The sequence below is a fragment of the Nocardioides sp. NPDC000445 genome, assembly GCF_040300245.1.
GTDB lineage: Bacteria > Actinomycetota > Actinomycetes > Propionibacteriales > Nocardioidaceae > Nocardioides.
In genome coordinates this window covers 1-20,772 of sequence record NZ_JBEPDH010000018.1, presented here as the reverse complement: position 1 = coordinate 20,772, position 20,772 = coordinate 1, and the positions used below count along the sequence as shown (strand labels likewise).

The 20,772-nt window shown below is 68.9% G+C and carries 21 protein-coding genes and 1 tRNA gene; 7 read left to right on the top strand and 15 right to left on the bottom strand.

Going from position 1 to position 20,772, the window contains the following annotated elements; translation table 11 throughout:
* Window positions 1-80: 80 nt before the first annotated feature.
* A complete protein-coding gene (locus tag ABT304_RS22270) occupies window positions 81-1,175 on the top strand; it encodes a DUF2855 family protein (RefSeq protein ID WP_350718536.1) in 1,095 nt (364 codons plus the stop codon).
* A gap of 88 nt (window positions 1,176-1,263) precedes the next feature.
* On the opposite strand, the gene ABT304_RS22265 is transcribed toward ABT304_RS22270, so the two are convergent.
* The 10 genes from ABT304_RS22265 to ABT304_RS22220 all read right to left on the bottom strand — a co-directional run bounded on the left by ABT304_RS22265 (window position 1,264) and on the right by ABT304_RS22220 (window position 12,975).
* Window positions 1,264-1,611, bottom strand: a complete 348-nt coding sequence (locus tag ABT304_RS22265) for a hypothetical protein (RefSeq protein WP_350718534.1) — start codon at window positions 1,609-1,611, stop codon at window positions 1,264-1,266.
* Window positions 1,601-2,575 (bottom strand): glutathione S-transferase family protein, encoded by a 975-nt coding sequence (locus ABT304_RS22260; RefSeq protein WP_350718532.1) that lies wholly within the window; start codon window positions 2,573-2,575, stop codon window positions 1,601-1,603. The genes ABT304_RS22265 and ABT304_RS22260 overlap by 11 nt, the downstream gene beginning before the upstream one ends.
* A gap of 38 nt (window positions 2,576-2,613) precedes the next feature.
* Window positions 2,614-3,075 (bottom strand): hypothetical protein, encoded by a 462-nt coding sequence (locus ABT304_RS22255; RefSeq protein WP_350718530.1) that lies wholly within the window; start codon window positions 3,073-3,075, stop codon window positions 2,614-2,616.
* The gene (locus tag ABT304_RS22250; protein ID WP_350718528.1) at window positions 3,072-3,683 is read right to left on the bottom strand and encodes a CDP-alcohol phosphatidyltransferase family protein; all 612 of its coding nucleotides are present in this window, start codon (window positions 3,681-3,683) and stop codon (window positions 3,072-3,074) included. Before ABT304_RS22250 ends, ABT304_RS22255 begins: the two co-directional genes overlap by 4 nt.
* 53 nt (window positions 3,684-3,736) lie before the next feature.
* Entirely contained in the window at window positions 3,737-4,738 is a 1,002-nt protein-coding gene (locus tag ABT304_RS22245; RefSeq protein WP_350718526.1) for a zinc-binding metallopeptidase family protein, read from the bottom strand.
* A 20-nt stretch (window positions 4,739-4,758) separates the two neighbouring features.
* Entirely contained in the window at window positions 4,759-5,229 is a 471-nt protein-coding gene (locus ABT304_RS22240) for a nuclear transport factor 2 family protein (RefSeq protein ID WP_350718524.1), read from the bottom strand.
* Between the two features lie 16 nt (window positions 5,230-5,245).
* On the bottom strand, window positions 5,246-6,157 hold the full coding sequence (locus ABT304_RS22235; protein WP_350718523.1) for a transglutaminase family protein: 912 nt from the start codon (window positions 6,155-6,157) through the stop codon (window positions 5,246-5,248).
* A 309-nt stretch (window positions 6,158-6,466) separates the two neighbouring features.
* Window positions 6,467-7,150 (bottom strand): hypothetical protein, encoded by a 684-nt coding sequence (locus ABT304_RS22230; protein WP_350718521.1) that lies wholly within the window; start codon window positions 7,148-7,150, stop codon window positions 6,467-6,469.
* Between the two features lie 15 nt (window positions 7,151-7,165).
* Complete coding sequence (locus tag ABT304_RS22225) at window positions 7,166-9,634, bottom strand: circularly permuted type 2 ATP-grasp protein (RefSeq protein WP_350718519.1); 2,469 nt, start codon at window positions 9,632-9,634, stop codon at window positions 7,166-7,168.
* Window positions 9,631-12,975 carry a transglutaminase family protein gene (locus tag ABT304_RS22220; protein WP_350718517.1) on the bottom strand — a complete coding sequence of 1,115 codons (3,345 nt, stop codon included), beginning with the start codon at window positions 12,973-12,975 and terminating at the stop codon, window positions 9,631-9,633. The genes ABT304_RS22225 and ABT304_RS22220 overlap by 4 nt, the downstream gene beginning before the upstream one ends.
* A gap of 461 nt (window positions 12,976-13,436) precedes the next feature.
* Here ABT304_RS22220 and ABT304_RS22215 point away from each other — a divergent pair, with 461 nt between their 5' ends.
* The gene (locus ABT304_RS22215) at window positions 13,437-14,093 is read left to right on the top strand and encodes a hypothetical protein (protein ID WP_350718515.1); all 657 of its coding nucleotides are present in this window, start codon (window positions 13,437-13,439) and stop codon (window positions 14,091-14,093) included.
* 88 nt (window positions 14,094-14,181) lie between these two features.
* Here the strand turns inward: ABT304_RS22215 and hisC are convergent, their stop codons facing one another.
* Window positions 14,182-15,261: a histidinol-phosphate transaminase gene (hisC, locus tag ABT304_RS22210; protein ID WP_350718513.1), complete on the bottom strand. Its 1,080-nt coding sequence runs from the start codon at window positions 15,259-15,261 to the stop codon at window positions 14,182-14,184.
* Between the two features lie 11 nt (window positions 15,262-15,272).
* Window positions 15,273-16,163 carry a dimethylarginine dimethylaminohydrolase family protein gene (locus tag ABT304_RS22205; protein WP_350718511.1) on the bottom strand — a complete coding sequence of 297 codons (891 nt, stop codon included), beginning with the start codon at window positions 16,161-16,163 and terminating at the stop codon, window positions 15,273-15,275.
* Between the two features lie 124 nt (window positions 16,164-16,287).
* Here ABT304_RS22205 and ABT304_RS22200 point away from each other — a divergent pair, with 124 nt between their 5' ends.
* From ABT304_RS22200 to ABT304_RS22185, 4 genes are all read left to right on the top strand, one after another.
* Window positions 16,288-16,959: a GntR family transcriptional regulator gene (locus ABT304_RS22200; RefSeq protein ID WP_350718509.1), complete on the top strand. Its 672-nt coding sequence runs from the start codon at window positions 16,288-16,290 to the stop codon at window positions 16,957-16,959.
* 76 nt (window positions 16,960-17,035) lie between these two features.
* Window positions 17,036-17,428, top strand: coding sequence for a phage holin family protein (locus ABT304_RS22195; protein ID WP_160026516.1), 393 nt, complete (start codon window positions 17,036-17,038; stop codon window positions 17,426-17,428).
* 54 nt (window positions 17,429-17,482) lie between these two features.
* The gene (locus ABT304_RS22190; RefSeq protein ID WP_350718507.1) at window positions 17,483-17,944 is read left to right on the top strand and encodes a low molecular weight protein-tyrosine-phosphatase; all 462 of its coding nucleotides are present in this window, start codon (window positions 17,483-17,485) and stop codon (window positions 17,942-17,944) included.
* Complete coding sequence (locus ABT304_RS22185) at window positions 17,941-18,798, top strand: fructosamine kinase family protein (protein WP_350718505.1); 858 nt, start codon at window positions 17,941-17,943, stop codon at window positions 18,796-18,798. The genes ABT304_RS22190 and ABT304_RS22185 overlap by 4 nt, the downstream gene beginning before the upstream one ends.
* 46 nt (window positions 18,799-18,844) lie before the next feature.
* Here the strand turns inward: ABT304_RS22185 and ABT304_RS22180 are convergent.
* The 3 genes from ABT304_RS22180 to ABT304_RS22170 all read right to left on the bottom strand — a co-directional run bounded on the left by ABT304_RS22180 (window position 18,845) and on the right by ABT304_RS22170 (window position 19,949).
* Window positions 18,845-18,932: transfer RNA gene (locus tag ABT304_RS22180), tRNA-Ser, on the bottom strand.
* A gap of 10 nt (window positions 18,933-18,942) precedes the next feature.
* Complete coding sequence (locus ABT304_RS22175) at window positions 18,943-19,410, bottom strand: nucleoside deaminase (RefSeq protein ID WP_160029375.1); 468 nt, start codon at window positions 19,408-19,410, stop codon at window positions 18,943-18,945.
* Window positions 19,411-19,436: 26 nt separating this feature from the next.
* Window positions 19,437-19,949, bottom strand: coding sequence for a tRNA adenosine deaminase-associated protein (locus ABT304_RS22170; protein ID WP_160026513.1), 513 nt, complete (start codon window positions 19,947-19,949; stop codon window positions 19,437-19,439).
* 81 nt (window positions 19,950-20,030) lie between these two features.
* Between ABT304_RS22170 and upp the strand changes: the two genes are divergently transcribed.
* Window positions 20,031-20,672: a uracil phosphoribosyltransferase gene (gene upp / locus ABT304_RS22165; RefSeq protein ID WP_350718502.1), complete on the top strand. Its 642-nt coding sequence runs from the start codon at window positions 20,031-20,033 to the stop codon at window positions 20,670-20,672.
* The last annotated feature ends 100 nt before the right edge of the window (window positions 20,673-20,772 follow it).

Here is a 20,772-nt window from a genome sequence, read left to right as displayed (position 1 = left end):
GAAGAGACGGTAGACACCTAAGCAAGCGCTTAGTAAGTTTGGCGCACGCGATCGCCCCAGCTCCAAGAGATGAGGAACCGATGACTCGATATGCCCGAGTGGAGTCGCTCAAGAGCGACCTCGGCGTGGCTGACCTGGTGGAACTCCCGACACCGCAGCTCGACGAGGGTGAGGTGCTGGCACGGATCGAACGCGTCGCCCTGACGACGAACAACATGACCTACGCGGTCTACGGCGACACCCTGGGCTACTGGAATCTGTTCCCGGCAGAGCAGGCCGGATACGGCTGCATGCCGGCATGGGGGTACGCGGAGATCGTCGAGTCGAGGGCCTCCGACGTCCCCGTGGGGACGCGGATCTTCGGCTACTTCCCCATTGCGACCCATCTGACGATGCGACCCACGACGGTCACCGCCCGCAGCTTCGTCGACGGCGCCGAGCACCGCACCGGCACGCCCCAGGTCTACAACCTCTACGAGCTCCAGACGGGAGAGACCGACCCGCGACAGGACAGCCTCACGGCCATCTTCCGCCCCCTGTTCATCACCTCCTACACCGCCGCGGACTACCTGCGCGACCGCGACTTCTTCGACGCCGAGCAGTTCGTGATCTCGAGCGCCTCGAGCAAGACGGCGTACGGCGCCGCCTACTGCCTCGCCGACTCACCAGCACAGCGGATCGCGCTCACCTCCGCCCGCAACATCGAGTTCGTGAAGGGCCTCGGCCACTACACAGCGACTCATGAGTACGCCGATCTGACAGCCATCGACAGCACCAGACGGACGGTGTATGTCGACCTGTCAGGCGACGGTGACCTGCGCCGCCGGGTGCACGAGCACTTCGGTGACCGGCTCGCGTTCGACTGCCTCATCGGGTCGACCCAAGCCGACGGCTTCCCCGAGGCCGACGACAGCCTCGTGGGACCGGCTCCGGTCTTCTTCTTCGCCGCCCTCCAGCTCGACGCCTACAAGGCCGAGGGCCAGTCGCGCGCGTTCATGCAGCGCTATCGACGCGACGAGCGAGCCTTCCTCGAGCGCGTGGGAGGAACGGAGCAGCCATCGATCGAGCTGCTCGAGCACACCGGCCTCGAGGACGCCCCGGCGGTGATAGCCGGGTTCCACGACGGCTCGACGGACCCGGCCGTCGGCCACGTCTTCCTCCCCAACGCGGGCTGATTCCCTGTCGAGGGTCGGAATTTCTGTGGTCGCGACCGTCCGGCGCGGCGAGGCGAGCGGCTAGCCGATGACATTCACAACTGAGTCGTCATTTGTACTGCTCATAGACCGCGTGAAGACACTCCCTGAGCTCCTCAGGCGGTACGTCTGGCGCGGAGAATCCCCCGCGAGGGTCGAGCGTGGCAGCGTACCCACGCTCATGGAGGCGCTCGACGACCTCGCCATCAAGCCCTTGGAAGAACCTTTGAACGCGCCATTGCACCGCTTCAGAGATCAGCTCCTTGCATGATGGGTCGAAATACGCCTCTTGACCTGAACTCAGGTCGCCGCGCAATTCGAAGGAACCGCGCTCTCTCGAGATCCTCACACCATGCCGCCCAAAGCCGAGGTTCGCTCTGACCTCATCGGGGAGAAGGTCGCGACTCTCAACTGCCACTCGAAAGCGCCTCCCGTCCGTGCGTCTCGTCCCAGCCCGAGAGGTCGGGGCCGGCGGGGACGATCTGCGTCGGGTTCAGGTCGGTGTGGACGACGTAGTAGTGCTGCTTGATCTGGTCGAAGTCGAGCGTCTCGCCGATCCCTGGGGTCTGGTAGAGGTCGCGCGCGTAGGCCCACAGAGCCGGGAACTCGACCAGCTTCTGCCGGTTGCACTTGAAGTGGCCGTGGTAGACCGCGTCGAAGCGGGCCAGCGTCGTGAACAGCCGGATGTCGGACTCGGTGAGCTGGTCGCCGACCAGGTAGCGCTGCCCGGAGAGCCGCTCCTCGAGCCAGTCGAGAGCGGCGAAGAGACGTGAGTACGCAGCGTCGTACGCCTCCTGGGAGCCGGCGAAGCCACACCGGTAGACCCCGTTGTTGACCTCGGTGAAGACCCGCTGGTTGACCTCGTCCATCTCCTCGCGCAGCGCCCGCGGCCACAGGTCGGGCGCGTCGTCGGCGAAGAAGTCGGTCCACTCGTGGAAGAAGTCGTGGGTGATCCACGGGAAGTCGTTGGTGACGACCTTGCCGGAGGCCTCCTCGACGATCGCCGGCACCGTGATGCCGCGCGGGTAGTCGGGGTAGCGCTTGAAGTACGCCTCCTGCAGCCGCTCGATACCGAGCACCGGGTCGACGCCGCCGGGGTCGAGGTCGAAGGTCCACGACCGGGCGTCGTGCGTCGGGCCGGCGAGGCCGAGGGAGATGACGTCCTGCAGCCCGAGCAGGTTGCGGACGATGATCGCCCGGTTGGCCCACGGGCACGCGGCGGCCGCGACCAGCCGGTAGCGGCCCGGCTCGACCGGCCACAACGGCACGTCGCTCGGCCCGAACTCGGGCGTCCGTGCGTCTCGCGTGATCCGGTCCGGGATGTAGTTCATGTCCCGGTTGAACTCGGTGCCCGGCTGTACGTACGTCGCCTTGTCCTGCATGGGCTCACTCTAACGTTCTGGTTGAATCCTGAAGCGAATCAGAGGAACGTCCAGGCGAGACCTGCCGCCTCCAGGATCAACCAGAACCGCAGCGCACGAGAGATGAGCACCGTGAGCGTGAAGATCGGCAGGTTGAACCGCAACGCGCCGAAGAGCACCGACATCACCGCGAGCGGCGGAAAGCCGGAGAGGCCCGACGCGGCCAGGAGTGCGGTGGCCAGAACCGGGCGGCCCGAGGTCCGGGCGTACCAGCGGTCATAGGAGCCCTGCCACTTGGGCGACTCGAGCTTCTTCCTGATCCAGGGGATCTGGGTGGAGCCACGACCGGCGTAGTACCAGACCACCTTGCCGCCGGTCTGGCCGAGCCCGGCGACGAACCCGAGCACCGGTGGCCACCAACCGGAGTTCTGGGCGACGACGGACAGGTACGCCTCGGCGTTCATCACCGGGATGAGCGCAGAGCCGAGGCAGAAGAGCAGGGTGCCGATCAGAAGTCTCATCTGGGCACGGGTATGCCGATCCTGAGGAGCCGTCCCAGCGAGACGCACTTCATGATCAGCAGGGCCGTGGCGATCGCCAGCCCCAGCCACATCCAGCCGGTGACCAGCAGCAGGATCGCGAAGAGCCCGGAGTTGAGCGCCTTGCCGGGATGGGACCAGTTCCACCGCCACAGCGTCCGGTCGATGACGTAGAAGTAGTTCGGGCTCTTGATCGGCCAGGCCAGGTAGGCGATCGAGAGGAAGCAGTCGATCACCATGAACTCCGCCAGGTAGACGAAGATCGCCGGCGACAGGTCGGGCTGCAGGAACGCCAGCCCGACGTAGAACGCCGCCGCGCAGAGACGGTCGGAGAAGATGTCGAGCACGCCGCCGATCCGCGTCTCCTCGTCGCGCCACCGGGCGACCGCCCCGTCGAGGCTGTCCCCGGCCCAGTAGACGACCAGCGCGATGACCAGGAGCGTCAGGCTGCCCTGCGACGCAGCGCTCGCCGACAGCACCACCGAAGCGATGGTGCGTACGAACGTGATCACCGTCGCCGACGTCCACAGCCGTTCCGACTCGGGCCGGGCGCGCTCCTTGGCGTCGAGGACGACGGCGGTTTCGATCATGGTCCGGAGCATAGAGTGCCGATGGGCGCAGTCCGGTGGAATCGACCCGCGGCTCAGCGCTGTTCGCGGACCAGGGAGGCCACGAAGTCGAGCTTGTCCAGGACCGCGGGCGGGATGACGAACGGATACAGATCGTCGTGGCCCATGGACCGGTTGATGACGTTCAGCGCGGCCGAGAGGGGCACCCAGATGTCGGTGACGACCTGCCGGAACGGCATCTCGGCGGGCACCGGGTCGGCGAGCCCGTACGCCGCCGCAGACCCGAGCGTGTCGCGGATGTGCAGGTAGTGGGCCCAGGTCTCGGCGAAGTCCTCGAAGGGGTGCATGGTGGCGTAGGTCGAGATGTAGTTCTCGGTCCAGCCCGCGGGTGGCCCTTCCGAGTAGTGGCGCTGGAGCGACTCCTCGTAGGAGACCGACTCGTCGCCGAAGATCTCGGTGCAGCGCTCCATCAGCTCGGGTCCACGGACCAGCTGCCACTCGTAGTAGTGGCCGACCTCGTGCCGGAAGTGGCCGAGCAGCGTGCGGTAGGGCTCGTCGAGCGTCGCCCGGACGTGCTCACGGTAGGCATCGTCGGACTCGGCCAGGTCGATCGTGATCACGCCGCCGTCGTGACCGATGACCACGTCGGGGGTGGACGCGACGCCGTCGCTGGCCAGCAGGTCGAAGGTGAGCCCCTCGGCCGGGTCCTCGGCCTTGGTGCGGATCTCCAGACCGAGGTTGTCGAGCTCGACCACGAGGTGACGTTTCGCCTGTTCGGCGAGGGAGTACTGCTGCTGGACGAACTCGGGCGCGGCGTCGTTGGGCCGGGTTCGGGTCAGCTCGCAGGCGAAGCAGATGCCGCCTTCGATGCGGGCCAGCCAGGTGCATCCCGTCTCGAGCGTGTTGGCGCAGACCCACCAGATGTAGCCCTCGCTGTCGACGTACCTGCCCTCGGACGAGACCGGAACGATCGCGCGCTCCTCGCGGGAGTAGGCGAGCCGGGTGCCGCACGAGACGCACGCCGAGTTCTCGAAGTAGAGACGGTTGCCGCACTCCCGACAGGTGAACGCTTCCATGTCACCAATCATCGGCCGTCTCAGGCCGTCCCCCAGCTCTCGACGCGCCACTCGCCGTCCTCCCGGACGAGGACCACGACCATCGACTCGTCGGGTACGGAGCCGTCCTCGGCCGTGTAGGAGACCCTGACGGTGACCTGAGCGGCGTCGCCGTACATCTCCGGCTCACCGAAGACCATGTCCCGATTCACCGCGCGCGGGTTGGGGTCGGCGTAGGTGCGCTTCCCCTCCGCGGCGTCGATCATCGCGCTGGCACCGCCGCCGTCGAGAAGCTCGTCGCCCTCGTCGGAGGCCAGCTCGTAGAGGGTGGTGACCGACGTGGTCTCCATGAACTCGCGGGTGACCTCGGCCGGCGTCGAGCCGCGCGCCAGCAGCCAGAGCGTGAGCGCGGTGAGAGCCGCGACGACCACCAGCACTCCGGATATGCGTACTCCGCGACGCCAGCGGCTGCCGCGGGTCACGATGCTCGCCCGCTGCGGAGGCTGTCCCACGAGCAACACCGTAACTTCACTCCTGCTGGTCGGGGGCCACATCGACAGAGACGGTCAAGGTCGAGGTGGTGGCTTCGGTGTAGATGACCCCCTTCACAGGAGGCACATCGGCATAGTCACGTCCCCAGGCGACGCTCACGTAGCGATCGTCGGCCCTGGTGTCGTTCGTCGGATCGAGGGCGAGCCACTGGCCCGTCCCCGCGCCGCTGCGGTCCGCCCCGTAGTGGGGCACCCACACCTCCACCCAGGCATGGGAGGCATCGGCTCCGACGAGCCGCGGCTTCCCCGGCGGAGGGGTGGTGGCGAGGTAGCCGGAAACATAGCGGGCCGCGAGCCCGTGCGCTCGAAAACAGGCCAACATCAGGTGAGCGAAATCCTGGCAGACACCACCCTCGGCCTCGAAGATCTCCGGAATCGTCGAGGTGACCGTCGTGGCCGTGCCGTCGTAGTCGAATCCGGCATGGATCCGGTGCATCAGATCCTCCGCCGCCTCCACGATCGGTCGCTGTTCGGTCAAGGAGACGGCACCGAAGTCGTACGCCTCCTGGGTGTGCTCAACCAGCGGCGACGCCACCGCCAGGTCGGTCGCCCGCCAAGCGCCGGGGATCGTCGGGTCGACCAGCGGCCGCGCCCGCTCCCACGGCTGGTCGAAGCTCGTCTCGTCATAGACCGGGGTGCTGACCTCCACCTCGGAGACCGCCGTGATCTCGAGCAGCCGATGCGGCTCGAGGACCTGGAAGTACGTCACCGTGTTGCCGTAGAAGTCGACATCGCTCGACTGGTCCGCGGGCGTCGGCGTGACCTGAACCTCCGCCTTCTCGACATGCTGGTGAGGCAGCTCCCGCGGCGTGACGTTGGCGATCCCGAACGAGTTCGTCACGTCCTCGTCATAGGAGTAGGTCGTCGTGTGGCTGACCCGGTATCTCACCCGCCGGATGCTATCCCGAGCACTGCCACGTCGCCGGGGTCGATGAAGACTCGTCCCTCGAATTCGCGATCCCCGTCGATCCACCGCACGCGAACGGAGCACCCTCCACGGCGGGTCTCCGCTTCCCCACCCACATCACACGCCGACCGCTCGGCGGCGCAGGGAACGACTCCTTCTGGTGATCCGACGCGCTGCTCATGCCACCAACCTACGACGCCTCCCCGGTCCCGGGGTGAACGAATTTTCGTTCACCTCTCGGCACTCTGCCGACTCAGATTGCCGGGCCCCAATTTCCAGAATGCCGTTCGCTCAGAGGGACTCTTTGTGCATCACGACGAATCCTGGCCAGTCCGACTGGCGGAGTCGCGTCGCCAGGCGCTCGGCTTCCGCCTCGTCGACCGCTTCCAGGTCGCTGTGGCTCAGGCCGCTTCGCCCCTCAAACTCACCATCCTTGTCGATCCACCGCACCCGCGGCGCACGGACGAGGCCGCGGAGCTCGACAACCCGCCCCGGATGGTTGCGGGTCAGTCCCGATGCGTAGTCGTACGCCGCCTGCCCCTGGACCCACGGGACGACCTGCCCCTGGCGCCAGGGCCCGTAGTAAGGGTCCCAATCGTCATCCCCGGGCACCGGCCCAACCCACTGGACCAAGTCACCGACGCGGAACGGCGAAGGCTTCGACTCGCCCACGTCATCGTGTGGAACCCCGTTCCAGCGAGGGCTGTCGCGGACGGTGCGCACCAGGTCCTCGAACTCGGCATCGGAGACCACCCGAAGGTCTTTCACCTGGTAGACCGCGTCAGGGCAGTACCAGCCGTCCTTGTCGAGCCACGACACGAACGTCCAGCCGTCGGGCAAGTCCTCCACAACGACACCCGGCAGCGCCCACGGAACACCTTCGAAGGTGGGCCGCTTCGCTGCCCAGACGACACGTCGACCGCGCGGCGGATGGGGGGAAACCTTCTCGTGCTCGCGATCAGACGTGCTGCCCATGCCACCAACCTACGCTCAAGTGAGGGATTGCGCCGGGAGGGCGTTGAGGGGTTGCGGGGCGGGGCCGGTGGCGAAGTGGACGTCGCTGATTGCGTCGGCGAGGCGGACGAGCTGGGCCTGGACCTGGTCGAGGAAGGACTCCAGGTTGGGGCGGCCGACTCCGCCGATGGCGACGAGGCCGGCGACCTCGGTGCGGTCGAGCATGTCGGTGATGTCGTCGAGGAGCCGCTCGGGGCGGGAGGAGCCGGTCGAGCCGGGGAGCTTGGTGAGGTGGAGGCGCAGCTCGTGCAGGCAGAAGGCGAGCGAGCGGGGGTTGTCGCGGTCCATGATGAGCAGGTCGAGCACTCCCCCGGTGCGTACGTAGCCCCGGTAGCGGCGGCGGTGGGTGACCGCGGACTCGGCGGAAGCGAGGACGGCATTGAGCACGGCCCGGTCGACCTCGATCCCCCTCCGCACCGTGGTCGTCGCACGGAGCAGATGACAGACCTGCATCGAACGCTCGAGGAACCGTCCCAGCCGGATCGAGTGGTAGCCCTCGTCGCGGATCATGCTCGCCACGATCCCCTGCATCGCCAGGATGCCGTGCAGCATCTCGGCACCCGACTCGGCGATCTGCAGCGAGTGCGGGTTGACCCGGAGCTCCTCGGCGGCCCGGTCGGTCGAGGAGAAGATCCGCCACATGTCGGGGCTGAGCTGGTCGCGTACGCCACTGAAGGCCTGTCGCATCCCGGCCAGCGACTGCGCGGCCGACCCCGGACGGTCGGCATCCAGCAGCATGGACCGGAACTCGGCGTCGATATCGGCGTCGGCGTGGCCGTGCCCGCCCAGCCGGTCGAGCGCGCTCAGCATCACCTCGAGGCTGATGCCGCCGGACGTACGCGGCCTGGTCCTGAAGTCCTCGGCGAGCACGTGCGTGGCCAGGATGAGCCGGATGAGGTCCTCGGCACGCTCCGCGTAGCGCCCCGACCAGTACATGTCCTCGAGCGCACGCGGGACGAGCACCGTGACCGAGCGCGAGTGGGTCATCGGGAGCACGTCGGCCAGACCCTGGTCGGCGTCCTGCGGCGACTCCTTGAGCACCCAGACGTCCTTGCTGCACGGCGGCAGCCCCGTCTCGTCGGCCCGGATCGAGGCCAGGCCACCGACCAGCGGCCGGTAGGCAGAGCCGTAGCGGAGCGAGAACGTACGCAGCGTCAGCGGCCGGCCGACCGCACCGTGCCCCTCGGCCCAGGTCGGAGCCTGGGAGAGCGTGATCCTCTCCTGCCCGACATGGCGGTAGGGATCGGCGGCGATCCTGGCGGCCAGATCCTCGGGCGTTCCGTCGACGATCGTCCCTTCCAGCGTCCGCACGACCAGGTCGCCCGCGGCCAGGCGCCGCTCGACCTCCTCGCGCTGGGCGGGGTCACCACACCACCAGGTGCCGAGCGACGCCAGCCGCAACGGCTCCCCGAGCAGCGCCTCGCAGGCGGCGGGGAGGTAGGGAACCAGCCCCGGGTTCTCGAGTACGCCGGCCCCGAACCCGTTGACCACCCGCACGTTGCCGCGGCGTACGGCCTCGATCAGGCCGGCCACGCCGAGCTGGCTGTCGCCGCGGAGCTCGAGCGGGTCGGACCAGGTCGCGTCGACCCGGCGCAGGATCACGTCGACCCGCTCCAGCCGGTCGCCGTGGCCACGCATGAGGACCTCGCCGTTGCGCACGGTCAGGTCGGCGCCCTGGACCAGCGGGAAGCCGAGCGTCGAGGCGAGAAAGGCCTGGTCGTAGGCGGTCTCGGAGTGGGTGCCCGGGGACAGGACGACGACTCGCGGATCGGCCTGGTCACCGGGCGCCGACTCCAGCAGCGCGCTGCGGAGAGCCGCGAAGTAGGGCTCCATCCGGTGCAGCCCGGCATCGCGGTGCAGCTCGGGGAGCACCCGGCTGATCACCCGGCGGTTCTCCATCGCGTAGCCGATCCCGCTCGGCGCCTGGGTGCGGTCGGCGAGCACCCGCCACTCACCGTCGGGGGTACGGCCCAGGTCGGTGGCGGCCAGAACGAGCGGCCGCGGGTCGTGGTTGCTGGCCCGGGCGGCGACGCGATGGAAGCCGTGATGGCCGAAGACCACTGCCGCCGGAACGATCCCGTCCTGGAGGAGACGCTGCGGGCCGTAGAGGTCGACGAGGATCGCGTTGAGCAGCTCGGCGCGCTGGGCCAGCCCGACCTCGAGGATGCGCCACTGCGCGGGGTCGATGACGAGCGGCACGGGGTCGAGCCGCCAGGGCTCGGGTCTGGCGCCGGGACGCAGGTAGGTGACCCCGTCGTCGGCGAGGAACCGCTCGACGTCGTGGCCGATCCGGCTCAGCGTCGCCGGCGTGATCGAGACGGCCGTCTCGGCCATCGGCTTCCACGCGGGGCGCAGGGTGCCGTCGGGCCCGACGACCTCGTCGTAGGGCTGGTCGGTCGCGTCGAGGAGGCCGAGGGCGTCGGCGTACTCGCGAAGGACGGTCACCGCACCACCCGTCGGAGATCCAGGGTGTGCGGGTTGTCGGGAGTGGTGCCGCGGGCCGCGCGCTCACGCATCTCCGCGACGTCCAGCCGGCCGGAGGTGTGGCCGCGCGCCTCGAACCTGCTCGCGCGGCGCGCCTCGGCCTCGTTGGCGTTCACCGGCGGGTGGTCGTAGCTGCGGCCGCCCGGGTGCACGACGTGGTAGGTCGCGCCGCCGAGGCTGGTCTCGGAGGCGATGTCGACGACGTCGAAGTGCAGCGGCGCCTGGACGTCGATGCTGGGATGGAGGCTCGACCACGGGCTCCACGCCTTGAACCGAACGCCGGCATAGAACGTGTCCGGCACAGGAGTGGGGGTCAGCGGCACCGGAACACCCTGACACGTCACCAGCTGCCGGTCGAGGTCGATCCCTCTCGCCGAGATCTGAACCCGCTCGACCGATGAGTCGACGTAGCGTGCCGTGCCCGACTCGGTGGCCTCCTCCCCGAGGACGTTCCACGGCTCGATCGCCTGCCGCAGCTCGAGCTCGATGCTGGTCATGGGATCCACGGCGACCCGCGCGAGCCCGATCCGTGGAAAGCGGAACTCGGCGTACGCAGCCAGCCACTGCGACTCGAACGGGATCCCGTGGCGGCGCAGGTCGGCCACGACCTCCTCGATGTCGCGCAGGCACCCTTGCGGGAGCAGGAAGTCCTCGTGGAGGGCACTGCCGTGGCGGACCAGGGGCGCCTCGTACGGCTCCTCCCAGAACCAGGCGACCAGGCTCCGGACCAGGAGCGACTGGAGGAGCGCCATCTGCGGGTGCGGCGGCATCTCGAAGCCGCGGAGCTCGAGGAGGCCGAGGCGTCCTCGGGAGGAGTCCGGGGAGTAGAGCTTGTCGATGCAGAACTCGGCGCGGTGGGTGTTGCCGGTCAGGTCGGTGAGCAGGTGGCGGAGGGCCCGGTCGATCATCCACGGGCGGGGTTCGGGGTGATCACGAGTGATCCGGGCGACCTCCTGGAGCGCGATCTCCATCTCGTAGACCGCCTCCGGGCGGCCCTCGTCGAACCGCGGCGCCTGGCTGGTCGGGCCGATGAAGCGGCCGGAGAAGAGATAGGAGAGGGAGGGATGGCGCTGCCAGTAGCGGATCAGGCTGGCCAGCAGGTCGGGGCGTCGGAGCAGGGGGCTGCGCTCGGGGCTACGTCCGCCGAGGGTGAGGTGGTTGCCGCCGCCGGTGCCGGTGTGGAGCCCGTCGAGATCGAACTTCTCGGTGGACAGCCGAGCCTGACGGGCCTGCTCGTAGAGCGTCGTGATCAGCTCCCGCTGCTCCGCCCAGGTGGCGGTCGGCTGCACGTTGACCTCGATCACGCCGGGGTCCGGGGTGACCGTCAGCCGCGCCAGCCTGGCATCGGGCGGCGGACCGTAGCCTTCGAGCACGACCTGCGTGCCCTGGTCGGAGACCGCCCGCTCGATCACCCGGAGCAGGGCGACGTAGTCCTCCAGCCGGTCGGTCGGCGGCAGGAACACATGGACCAGCCCGTCGCGCTCCTCGATCGCGAGCGCGGTGGTCGGCGCCTCGTCGGGATCGGTGACGGTGACCTGCGGGATCTCCGGGTCGAGCGGCGCTTCCGCGGTCAGGTACGACGGTTCACCCTGGAACTCCGGGTCGTGCCAGGAGATCGAGTCGAGCGGCAGCCGCAGCCCGACCGCCGAGGTGCCCGGCGCGAGCACCAGCCGCCCGCGCCGGAACCGCCACTGCGGGCTCGTCCACTCCCCGTCGTTGGTGTTGATCGGGATCACCCAGCCGACCGGCTCGGTGACCTCCTTGTCGAGCTCGGTGACGTTCAGGTCACCGCGATCCGCGGCGTCGTCCGGCCTGGGGCCGTCGGGCTGACGCACCTCCTGGGCGATCTTCGCCAGCGGATCCTCGTACGCCGGAAACACCTGCTCCTCCGGAAGCCCCAGAATCCTGGCAATGCGAAGCGCAACTGCCGAAGCGTCACCCCGGCCGGCCGAAGCGTCACTTAGGTCGGCCGAGTCGTCAGCGGGTGACGTCTCGGCCGACGTACCTGACGTCTCGGCCGACGCACCTGACGTCTCGGCGGGGGGCCAGGGGTCGGCGAAGAGGGTCTGATCGCTCCACAGCGGCTCGCCGTCCGTACGCCACTGCAGGTCGATGTTCCAGCGCGGGAGGGGCTCACCGGGGTACCACTTGCCCTGGCCGCGGTGGACGATCCCGCCCTTGCCGTAGACCTTGCGCAGGCGCTCGGCGAGGTCAGCGGCGAGCTCGCGCTTGTGCGGCCCGTCGGCGTCGGTGTTCCACTGCGCACTCTTCTGATCGTCCAAGGACACGAAGGTCGGCTCGCCGCCCATCGTCAGCTCGACGCCGGCTGCCTGGAGACGCTGGTCGACCGCCTCGCCCAGGGCGTCGATCCGGTCCCACTCCTGGCCGGTGTAGGGCAGCGTCACCCGCGGGTCCTCGTGGATCCGGGTGACCTCGTTGGCGAAGGAGAAGGTGACCTCGACCGGGTCGGTGGCCCCCTCGATCGGGGCCGCGGAGGACGGGTGCGGCGTCGCCGAGAGCGGGATGTGGCCCTCGCCGGCGAACAGGGCCGAGGTTGGGTCGAGGCCGATCCAGCCGGCTCCGGGGACGAACACCTCGCACCACGCGTGCAGGTCGGTGAAGTCCTCGGTCGGGCCGGAGGGGCCGTCGAGCGACTCCTGATCGGCGGCCAGCTGCACCAGATAGCCGGAGACGAACCGCGCCGCCAGGCCGTACTGCCGAAGCAGGGACACCAGCAGCCACGCGGAGTCGCGACACGACCCGATGCCGAGGCGCAGGGTCTCGTCGGGAGTCTGTACGCCTGGCTCCATCCGCACCGAGTAGGCGACGTCCGAGTTGACCGCCTGGTTGACGCTCGCGAGGAAGTCGACGGTGCGGACGCCGTCCTCGGGCAGCGCCGGCAGCTGCTGCCGCCAGGCATCGGCCGCCGTCGCCGACTCCACGTCGCGGAGGTAGGGCGCCAGATCGGCCTTCAACTGCGGCTCGTAGTCGAAGGGGAAGGTCTCGGCGTACTCCTCCACGAAGAAGTCGAACGGGTTGATCACCACCATGTCGGCGACCAGCCCGACGGTGACCTCGAGCTTGTCGGTCTTCTCCGGGAAGACCAGCCGTGCGAGCCAGTTGCCGAACGGGTCCTGCTGCCAGTTGATGAAGTGCGCCGCCGGCATCACCGACAGCGAATAGGCCTCGATCGGGGTCCGGGTGTGGGGCGCCGGGCGCAGGCGTACGACGTGCGGGCCGACCCCCACCGGCTGCGCGAACTCGTAGGTGGTCCGATGTTCGAGCGCAACCTTGATCGACATGGGGTCAAGACTGACCGATCGAGGTTGCACCGGGGTAACGAACCGCCGCCGCGCTCGAAATGCGGCTTAGCACGACGGCGGATCGACGGGATCCGAATTCGCCGATTGGTAAACCCATTTCGCCCGGACTAAATGCCGGGTTTCACACCCAGGAAATTACCCATTCGCCAGTTCGAACAGCTCTATTACCCCCGGAGGTACATCGGAAACAGGCCGATCCACCAGGCGCCGCAAGCGATATCGCGCCCGCTTATCCCCGCAGGTCGGGCATGAACACCGAACCGATTCGCTTGGAACAAGACTGGGATTTCAACGCCAGTTGAAGTGCGAATCGATGAGTTTACGCCACTCAAACCGGCTTTGGTATAGGAAATGATCAATTCAGGAGTGTTCTTGACATTATGACTCAAATCGCTTCAGGATTCATCGGGCAGGACCCAACAGCAAGCTAAGGAGATTTCGTGAATTCTCGGACTCGAATCGCCGCTGTCGTCGCTGGACTCGCACTGGCCACGGTCGCCGCACCAGCCATGGCCAGCCCCGTTCCACCACCGATCCCTGACCCTCCGGTCCCCGGCACTCCCGGCCCTCCGGTTCCGGACGTGCCCGACACCCCGGAGACCCCGGACGTTCCCGACACTCCGGACGTGCCCGACACTCCGGAGACCCCGGACGTGCCCGACACCCCGGAGACCCCGGACGTACCCGACACCCCGGACGTTCCGGAGACCCCGGACGTTCCGGAGACCCCGGACGTGCCCGACACACCGGAAGTCCCCGACACGCCGGACGTACCGGACACACCGGTCCCTGACGTACCGGAAGGCCCCGGGATCCCGGAGACTCCGGACGTTCCCGTGCCGGACGTTCCCGTTCCGGACCGCCCGGCCGCGGACGTTCCTGCCGCAGACGTTCCTGTCCCGGAGGTCCCGGTCCCGGACGTTCCGGTCCCGGACGTCCCCGTTCCCGACGTTCCCGGCGTCCCTGGAGTTCCCGGCGTTCCCGAGCTCCCTGGCGTCACCGACAGCCTGCTGGGCATCGTCAACAGCCTCCCGGTCGTCGGGCCGGTCCTGACGGACCTGCTCAGCTCGATCCTCGGGAAGCTCCCGGTGCCGTAAAGGCGTACACCACCATCACCCGATCAGCAGAGGTCCAGCAGCGTCGACGCTGTTGGACCTCTGCTATTTCGCCGAGCAGGGCCGGAGCTCAGCCCTTCGGGAACGAACCCGCGAGCTCGATGAGGCGGGTGTTGGCCTCGGCCTCGCCGATCGAGACGCGTACGCCCTCGGGTGGGTAGGGACGGACCATCAGGCCGACCTCGTCGGCGGCCGCGGCGAACTCGGCGCAACGCTCGGGAGAGCCGAAGGCGAACCAGACGAAGTTGCCCTGCGCGTCGGGGATGTCCCAGCCGGCGGCGCGGACGCCCTCGACCACCCGGGTCCGCTCGGCCACCACGTCGTCGACGCGCGCCAGCAACTCGGTCTGCCGCTCGAGCGAGGCGACGCCGGCGGCCTGGGCGACCACGTTGACGCCGAAGGGCAGCGCCATCGCCCGCAGGGTGGCGGCGATCGGGGCCGGGGCGAAGGCGTAGCCGACCCGGAAGCCGGCCAGCCCGTAGGCCTTGGAGAACGTACGCAGCACCACCACGTTGGTCCGCGCGCGGTAGGTGGCGATGCCGTCGACGGCGTCGTCCATGCGTACGAACTCGGCGTAGGCCTCGTCGACCACGACCAGCACGTGCTCGGGCACCTTCGCGAGGAAGGCATCGAGCTCGGCCTGGGTGACCGAGGTGCCGGTCGGGTTGTTGGGCGTGCAGACGAAGACGACCTTCGTCCGCGCCGTGATGGCCGCCGCCATCGCGTCGAGGTCGTGATGACCGTCCCCGGTGACCGGCACCTTCACCGCGGTCGCGCCGGCCGCGAGCACCGCGATCGGGTAGGCCTCGAAACTGCGCCAGGCGAAGACGACCTCGTCCTCGGGACCGCAGTAGGCCGAGACCAGCTGGAAGATCAGCGCCACGGCGCCGGTCGAGAGAGCGAGCTCCTCGGCCGGCACCTTGTAGGCCGTCGCGAGCGCCTCGTACAGCTCCGTGTTGCCCGCGTCGGGGTAGCGGTTGACCCGTCCCGCCGCCTCGGCCGCGACCTCCACCACGCCGTCCAGCGGCGGGTAGGGGTTCTCGTTGGACGAGAGCTTGTAGGTCACCAGACCGGGCCGCTCGACCGGCGGCTTGCCCGCGACGTACGCAGGCATCGCGGCGACACTGGGGCGGGGCTGTGGGGTGCTCATATCGTGAGATCCTAGGTCGGGATGACCTCGCCGCCGTAAACCACGGGAACGTCGCGGCCGACCACGATGTCGAGCGGGTTGGTGACGCAGCGCACCGACCCGCCACCGAGGTGGAGCTCGCTCATCTCCACGATCCGGATCGTGAAGCCCCAGCCCTCGAGGACGGGGCGGATGCGGTCCGGGCAGGACGGCATCACGATGGTCCGGCCGATCACGATCGAGTTGGCGGCGAAGGTGCTGAGCGCCTCCTCCTCGGTGATGAACAGCGGCTCGGGGACCAGGTCGACAAGCGCCTGCGCCGACTCGGGAGCGAGCGCGTCCGGGCAGATGATCGCGCGGCGCTCGTCGAGCGGGCAGAAGGCCAGGTCGAGGTGGTACATCCCCGAGTGGGTCGTCCGTACGCCCAGGACCCGCACGCCCATCTCGGTCGCGAGCGTCTTCAGCGCCATCTCGTCGGTGCGCGGCCCGGTGCCGGCGACCAGGTGGCCGGCGAACGGGAAGACGTCGCCCGCCTCGAAGGTCGGTCCGACCCCGTCCTTGCCGACGTACGCCGTCCCCCAGCCGTTCGCGGCGAACCACTCGACCGCGGAGTTCGTCTCGTTACGGCGCTCGGGGAAGCGCATGTGGGAGAGGAGCACGTGCCTGCGGCCGTCCGCGAGGGTGGTCGCGAAGCCGAGGTTCATCGCGTAGACCATGTCGGGGCTGTCCTCGCGCGGCGCGATGACGTCGACGCGGCCGCCGAGCTCCTCGATGGTGGCCTTCAGGGTGTCCCACTGCGCGCGAGCACGGACGGGATCCGGCTGGATCTCGGTGTCCATGAACGGGTTGATGGCGTAGTCGATGCGGTAGTGCGTCGGCTCGGTCATCAGGTAGTGACGGCCCCAGCTCAGCGATGTGCTCACTCGTACCCCTCTCAGGTCTGATCGTCGGATTGCCTGATTGACTGATTGTCAGACAATCCTGTGCCGTTAGGTTAGAGCACGAACGGTCATCACCGGAAGCCGACGCAGATAGGACAATGGGTCCATGTTCGAGTCGCTCACCCTGGACGAACCCGCATCGACGGTCGACCGCGTCGCCGACGAGCTCCGCCGGGCGGTGTTCGAGGGCGAGCTCGAGTCCGGCACGCCGCTGCGCGAGCACGGTCTCGCCGAGTCGCTGGGCGTCGGTCGCTCCACGGTCCGTGAGGCGCTGACCATCCTGGTCGCCGAGGGCCTGGCCACCCGCGCACCCAACAAGGGCGTCGCCGTCGCCACCCCCGAGGCCGCCTCGGTACGTGACGTCTGCGCCGCCCGCTGGGTGCTCGAAGGGGCCGGGGTACGCAACTGGCGCAGCGCCTCCGCCGAGGCGCGCCGGGCCGTGCACGAGTCGCTCGATGCGTACATCTCCGCGGTTCACTCCGAGCGCTCGACCTACCGCGAGCTCAACGAGCGCCACCTCGCCTTCCATCTCTCGCTGGTGGCTCTCACCGGGTCACCGCGGCTGGTCGCGATGCAGGAGCATCTGGTGCTCGAGCTCAAGCTCTCGCTCGCCCAGGTCGACCGCATCCGCCGCAACGCCCACGACCAGGCCGAGGACCACGCCGCCCTCGTCCGCCTCCTCGACGCGGACCGCATCGACGACGCCGAGCAGTTCCTGGAGAAGCACCTCTCCGACGCCGCTCACGCCATCTGCAAGGCGCTCCGCCTGGAGCAGTGACCCCGGGGTAACACAGTCGCCACACCTCGCGCGCGCCCCTTATGTACGTCCTGCGGAGCCTGACACACTCACGAACATGCGCATCGTCACCTGGCTCATCACCAACGCCATCGCTCTGGCCGTGGCGACCTGGCTCGTCGGCGGGATCTACTTCGACGGCCCGACCAGCGGCATGGAAGAGGTCAAGCAGAAGCTGCTCCCGCTCCTGATCGTCGCCCTCGTGCTCGGTCTCGTGTCGTCGTTCGTCAAGCCGATCGTGACGTTCTTCACGTTCCCGTTCATCCTGCTCACCCTGGGCCTGCTCCTGCTGGTGATCAACGCGGCGATGCTCGGCCTGACCGCGTGGGTCCTGGGCCCGACCGGGGTGGGCTTCCACGTCGACGGGTTCTGGGCGGCGGTCCTCGGTGGCATCATCATCTCGATCGTCGGCTGGGGCGTCGACCGCGTCTGGCCGGAGAGCGACGAGTGAGGCCCAGATTCCACATCCGCCACGCGTTCTTGGCGGAAATGTAAAACTCGGGCCATGAAGATCGCGGTCGTCTGCCTGGGCAACATCTGCCGTTCTCCGATGGCGGAGGTGGTGCTGCGGGACCGTCTCGACGGTGCCGGGTTCGATGACGTCGAGCTCGTCTCCGCCGGCACCGGCGGCTGGCACGCGGGCGAGAAGATGGACCGCCGGGCGGCTGCGACGCTGCTCGAGGCGGGCTATGACCCCGAGCGTCACCGTGCCCGACAGTGGCCGGTGGGGGACCCCGAGACGTACGACCTCGTGCTCGCTATGGATGCCGACAATCTGGCCGATCTGGCTGGTCAGGCACCGGGGAGCGGGCTGCGGATGTTCCGTGATTTCGATCCCGAAGGCCCCGGCGACGTGCCCGATCCCTATTACGGTGGTGTCGAGGGATTCCGGGAGGTGCTGGCGATGGTGGAGCGTACGAGTGATGCGATCGTTGCATCCGTCGCCTCGGCGAGGCCCGGTTCGTGACCCGTCAGCCCGCGGTCGCCCGTCGTGCCGAGCAGCTGCTCGGGGCGGCGGTGGTGAGCACGTCTCCGGTCGCGGGCGGTGACATCTCGACCGCCACCAAGATCCGGCTCAGTGACGGCTCGCTGGTGCTGATGAAGGCGCTCTCCCCGCCGCGTGACGACTTCGTCGCCGCCGAGGCCCGCGGGCTGCGCTGGCTGGAGGAGTCAGGGGCCGTGAAGGTCCCCGAGGTCCTCGCCGCCGAGCCCGACTGCCTCGTCCTGCGCTGGATCGAGCCCGGCCGGCCCAACGCCGAGACAGCCGAGGAGCTCGGCCGCGCGCTCGCGCGCCTGCACAGCACCCCGGTGTCGGGTTTCGGTGCCGAAAGGGACGGATTCATCGGCCGGCTGCCGATGCCCAACAAGCCCGCGGACACCTGGGCCGAGTTCTATGCCGTACGCCGCCTGCTCCCCTATCTCAGGGCCGCGCGCGACCGTGGCGCCATCGACGCCGCCGGCGCCGAGCGCGTCGAGCAGGTCGTCGGGAAGCTGCCCTCGCTGATCCCGGAGGAGCCGCCGGCCCTGCTCCACGGCGATCTCTGGAACGGCAACGTGCTCTGGGACCGGAGCAGCGAGGCCTGGCTCATCGACCCCGCGGCGTACGCCGGTCACCGTGAGGTCGACCTCGCCATGCTCGCGCTCTTCGGCCTGCCCCACCTGGAGCGGATGATGTCCGCCTACCAGGACGCGACCCCGCTCGCCGAGGGCTGGGAGGACCGCCAGGGTCTCCACCAGCTGTTCCCGCTGCTCGTGCACGCGGCCATGTTCGGCGGTGGCTACGGCGCCCGCGCCGCCACCGTGGCCGCTCGCTACTTCTGATTCCCTGGGAAACCAGAAAACCCCTGGTTACCCAGGGGTTTTCGGATGGCGGTGACGGTGGGATTTGAACCCACGGTAGGTCTCCCTACACAACATTTCGAGTGTTGCACCATCGGCCGCTCGGACACGTCACCGCCGAATAAGTTACAACCTCGGGTGGTCTTCGCCGAAATCGGGGCCGCCTCGCTGGGATCCGAAGAAGTCCTCCAGCAGCGCGCGCTGTTCCTCGGCCATCAGCCCGGCGACGACCTCCGGCCGGTGGTTGAGCCGGCGGTCGCGTACGACGTCCCACAGCGAGCCGACCGCGCCGGCCTTGTCGTCGAAGGCGCCGAAGACGATCCGCTCGACCCTGGCCAGGACCGCGGCGCCGGCGCACATCGTGCACGGCTCCAGCGTCACCACGAGCGTGCAGCCCTCCAGACGCCACTCGCCGCGCGCCTTGGCGGCCTCGCGCAGTGCGACCACCTCGGCATGTCCGGTGGGGTCGGCCTCGGCCTCACGTATGTTGCGGCCCCTCCCGATCACCGCGCCGGACGGGTCGACGACGACCGCGCCGATCGGTACGTCACCGGTCGCCAGCGCAGCACGACCCTCATCGAGAGCGGCCCGCATCGGGGCCTCCCAGCGGTTGGCTGGGGTCACGCCGGCATGAGGCCGACGGCGTCGTCGAAGGCCTCGCCGCAGCCGATCGCCCGGGCGATCTCGGAGAGCGTCTCGTCGGGGTAGAGGTCGTCCTCGAACATGTCGTCGAGCAGCATGCCCATCTCGACGGCGCTCATCCCGAAGTCGGCGAGGATGCCGAGGTCACCGGCGGGATCGGGCTCCTCCTCGTCCTCGACCTCTTCCGGCAGCGGAAGCCCGAGCACGTCGAGGGCCGACGCCGCCAGCTCCCACTCGTCGGCCGCGGTCACGTCGGAGAGCAGCACCTTGGTCGCTGCCCCGTGGACCCGGACGATCACGAAGAAGTCCTCGTCGATCGCCGCCATCGCGATCGCGCCGCCATCGCCTGGGAAGCGGTGGAGCGCGTGCGTCAGAGTCTCGACATCGGTCAGGAGGTCGTGAGCGAGTTCGCGCACGACCCAGGCGCCGTCCTCGCGATACATCGCGACGGCGAAGTCAACACCCTCGATCTGCTCCAGCTGATCAGACACACGACCAGAGTGACACCGAAACCGCCGTGGGTCTAGGGGGAATTGATGACCTTAGGACGAAGCGATCGTAGGGTTCAGCCCATGGAGACCCTCGTTGTGGACCACCCTCTCGTCGCCCACAAGCTCACCACCCTGCGCAACAAAGAGACCGACTCGTCGACGTTCCGTCGTCTCGCCGACGAGCTCGTCACGCTGCTCGCCTACGAGGCGACCCGCGGGGTGCGGGTCGCCCCGGTCGACATCGTCACCCCGGTCGCTGCGACCCAAGGCGTACGCCTCACCGACCCGCAGCCGCTGATCGTGCCCATCCTCCGGGCCGGTCTCGGGATGCTCGACGGGATGATCCGGCTGCTGCCGACGGCGGAGGTCGGCTTCCTCGGCATGGTCCGCAACGAGGAGACGCTCGAGGCGACGACGTACGCCGAGCGTCTCCCTGCCGACCTCTCCGGTCGCCAGTGCTACGTGGTCGACCCGATGCTCGCCACCGGTGGCACCCTCGCCGCGGCGATCGACTTCCTGGTCAAGCGCGGCGCCGACGACATCACCGCCGTCGTGCTTCTCGCCGCTCCGGAGGGCGTCGCCGCCCTGGAGAAGGAGCTCGAGGGCATCGACGCCCCCGTCCGCGTCGTCACCGCCGCGATGGACGAGAAGCTCAACGAGAAGGGCTACATCGTCCCCGGCCTCGGTGACGCCGGCGACCGGCTCTACGGCGTCGCGGGCTGAACCACCGCTAGGCGGAGGCGTGTCGAGACCAACACGGTCCCCTCTGCGCTCGATCGGACCGTGTTGGTCTCGACACGCCTCCGCCTAGCGGCTCCGGCGG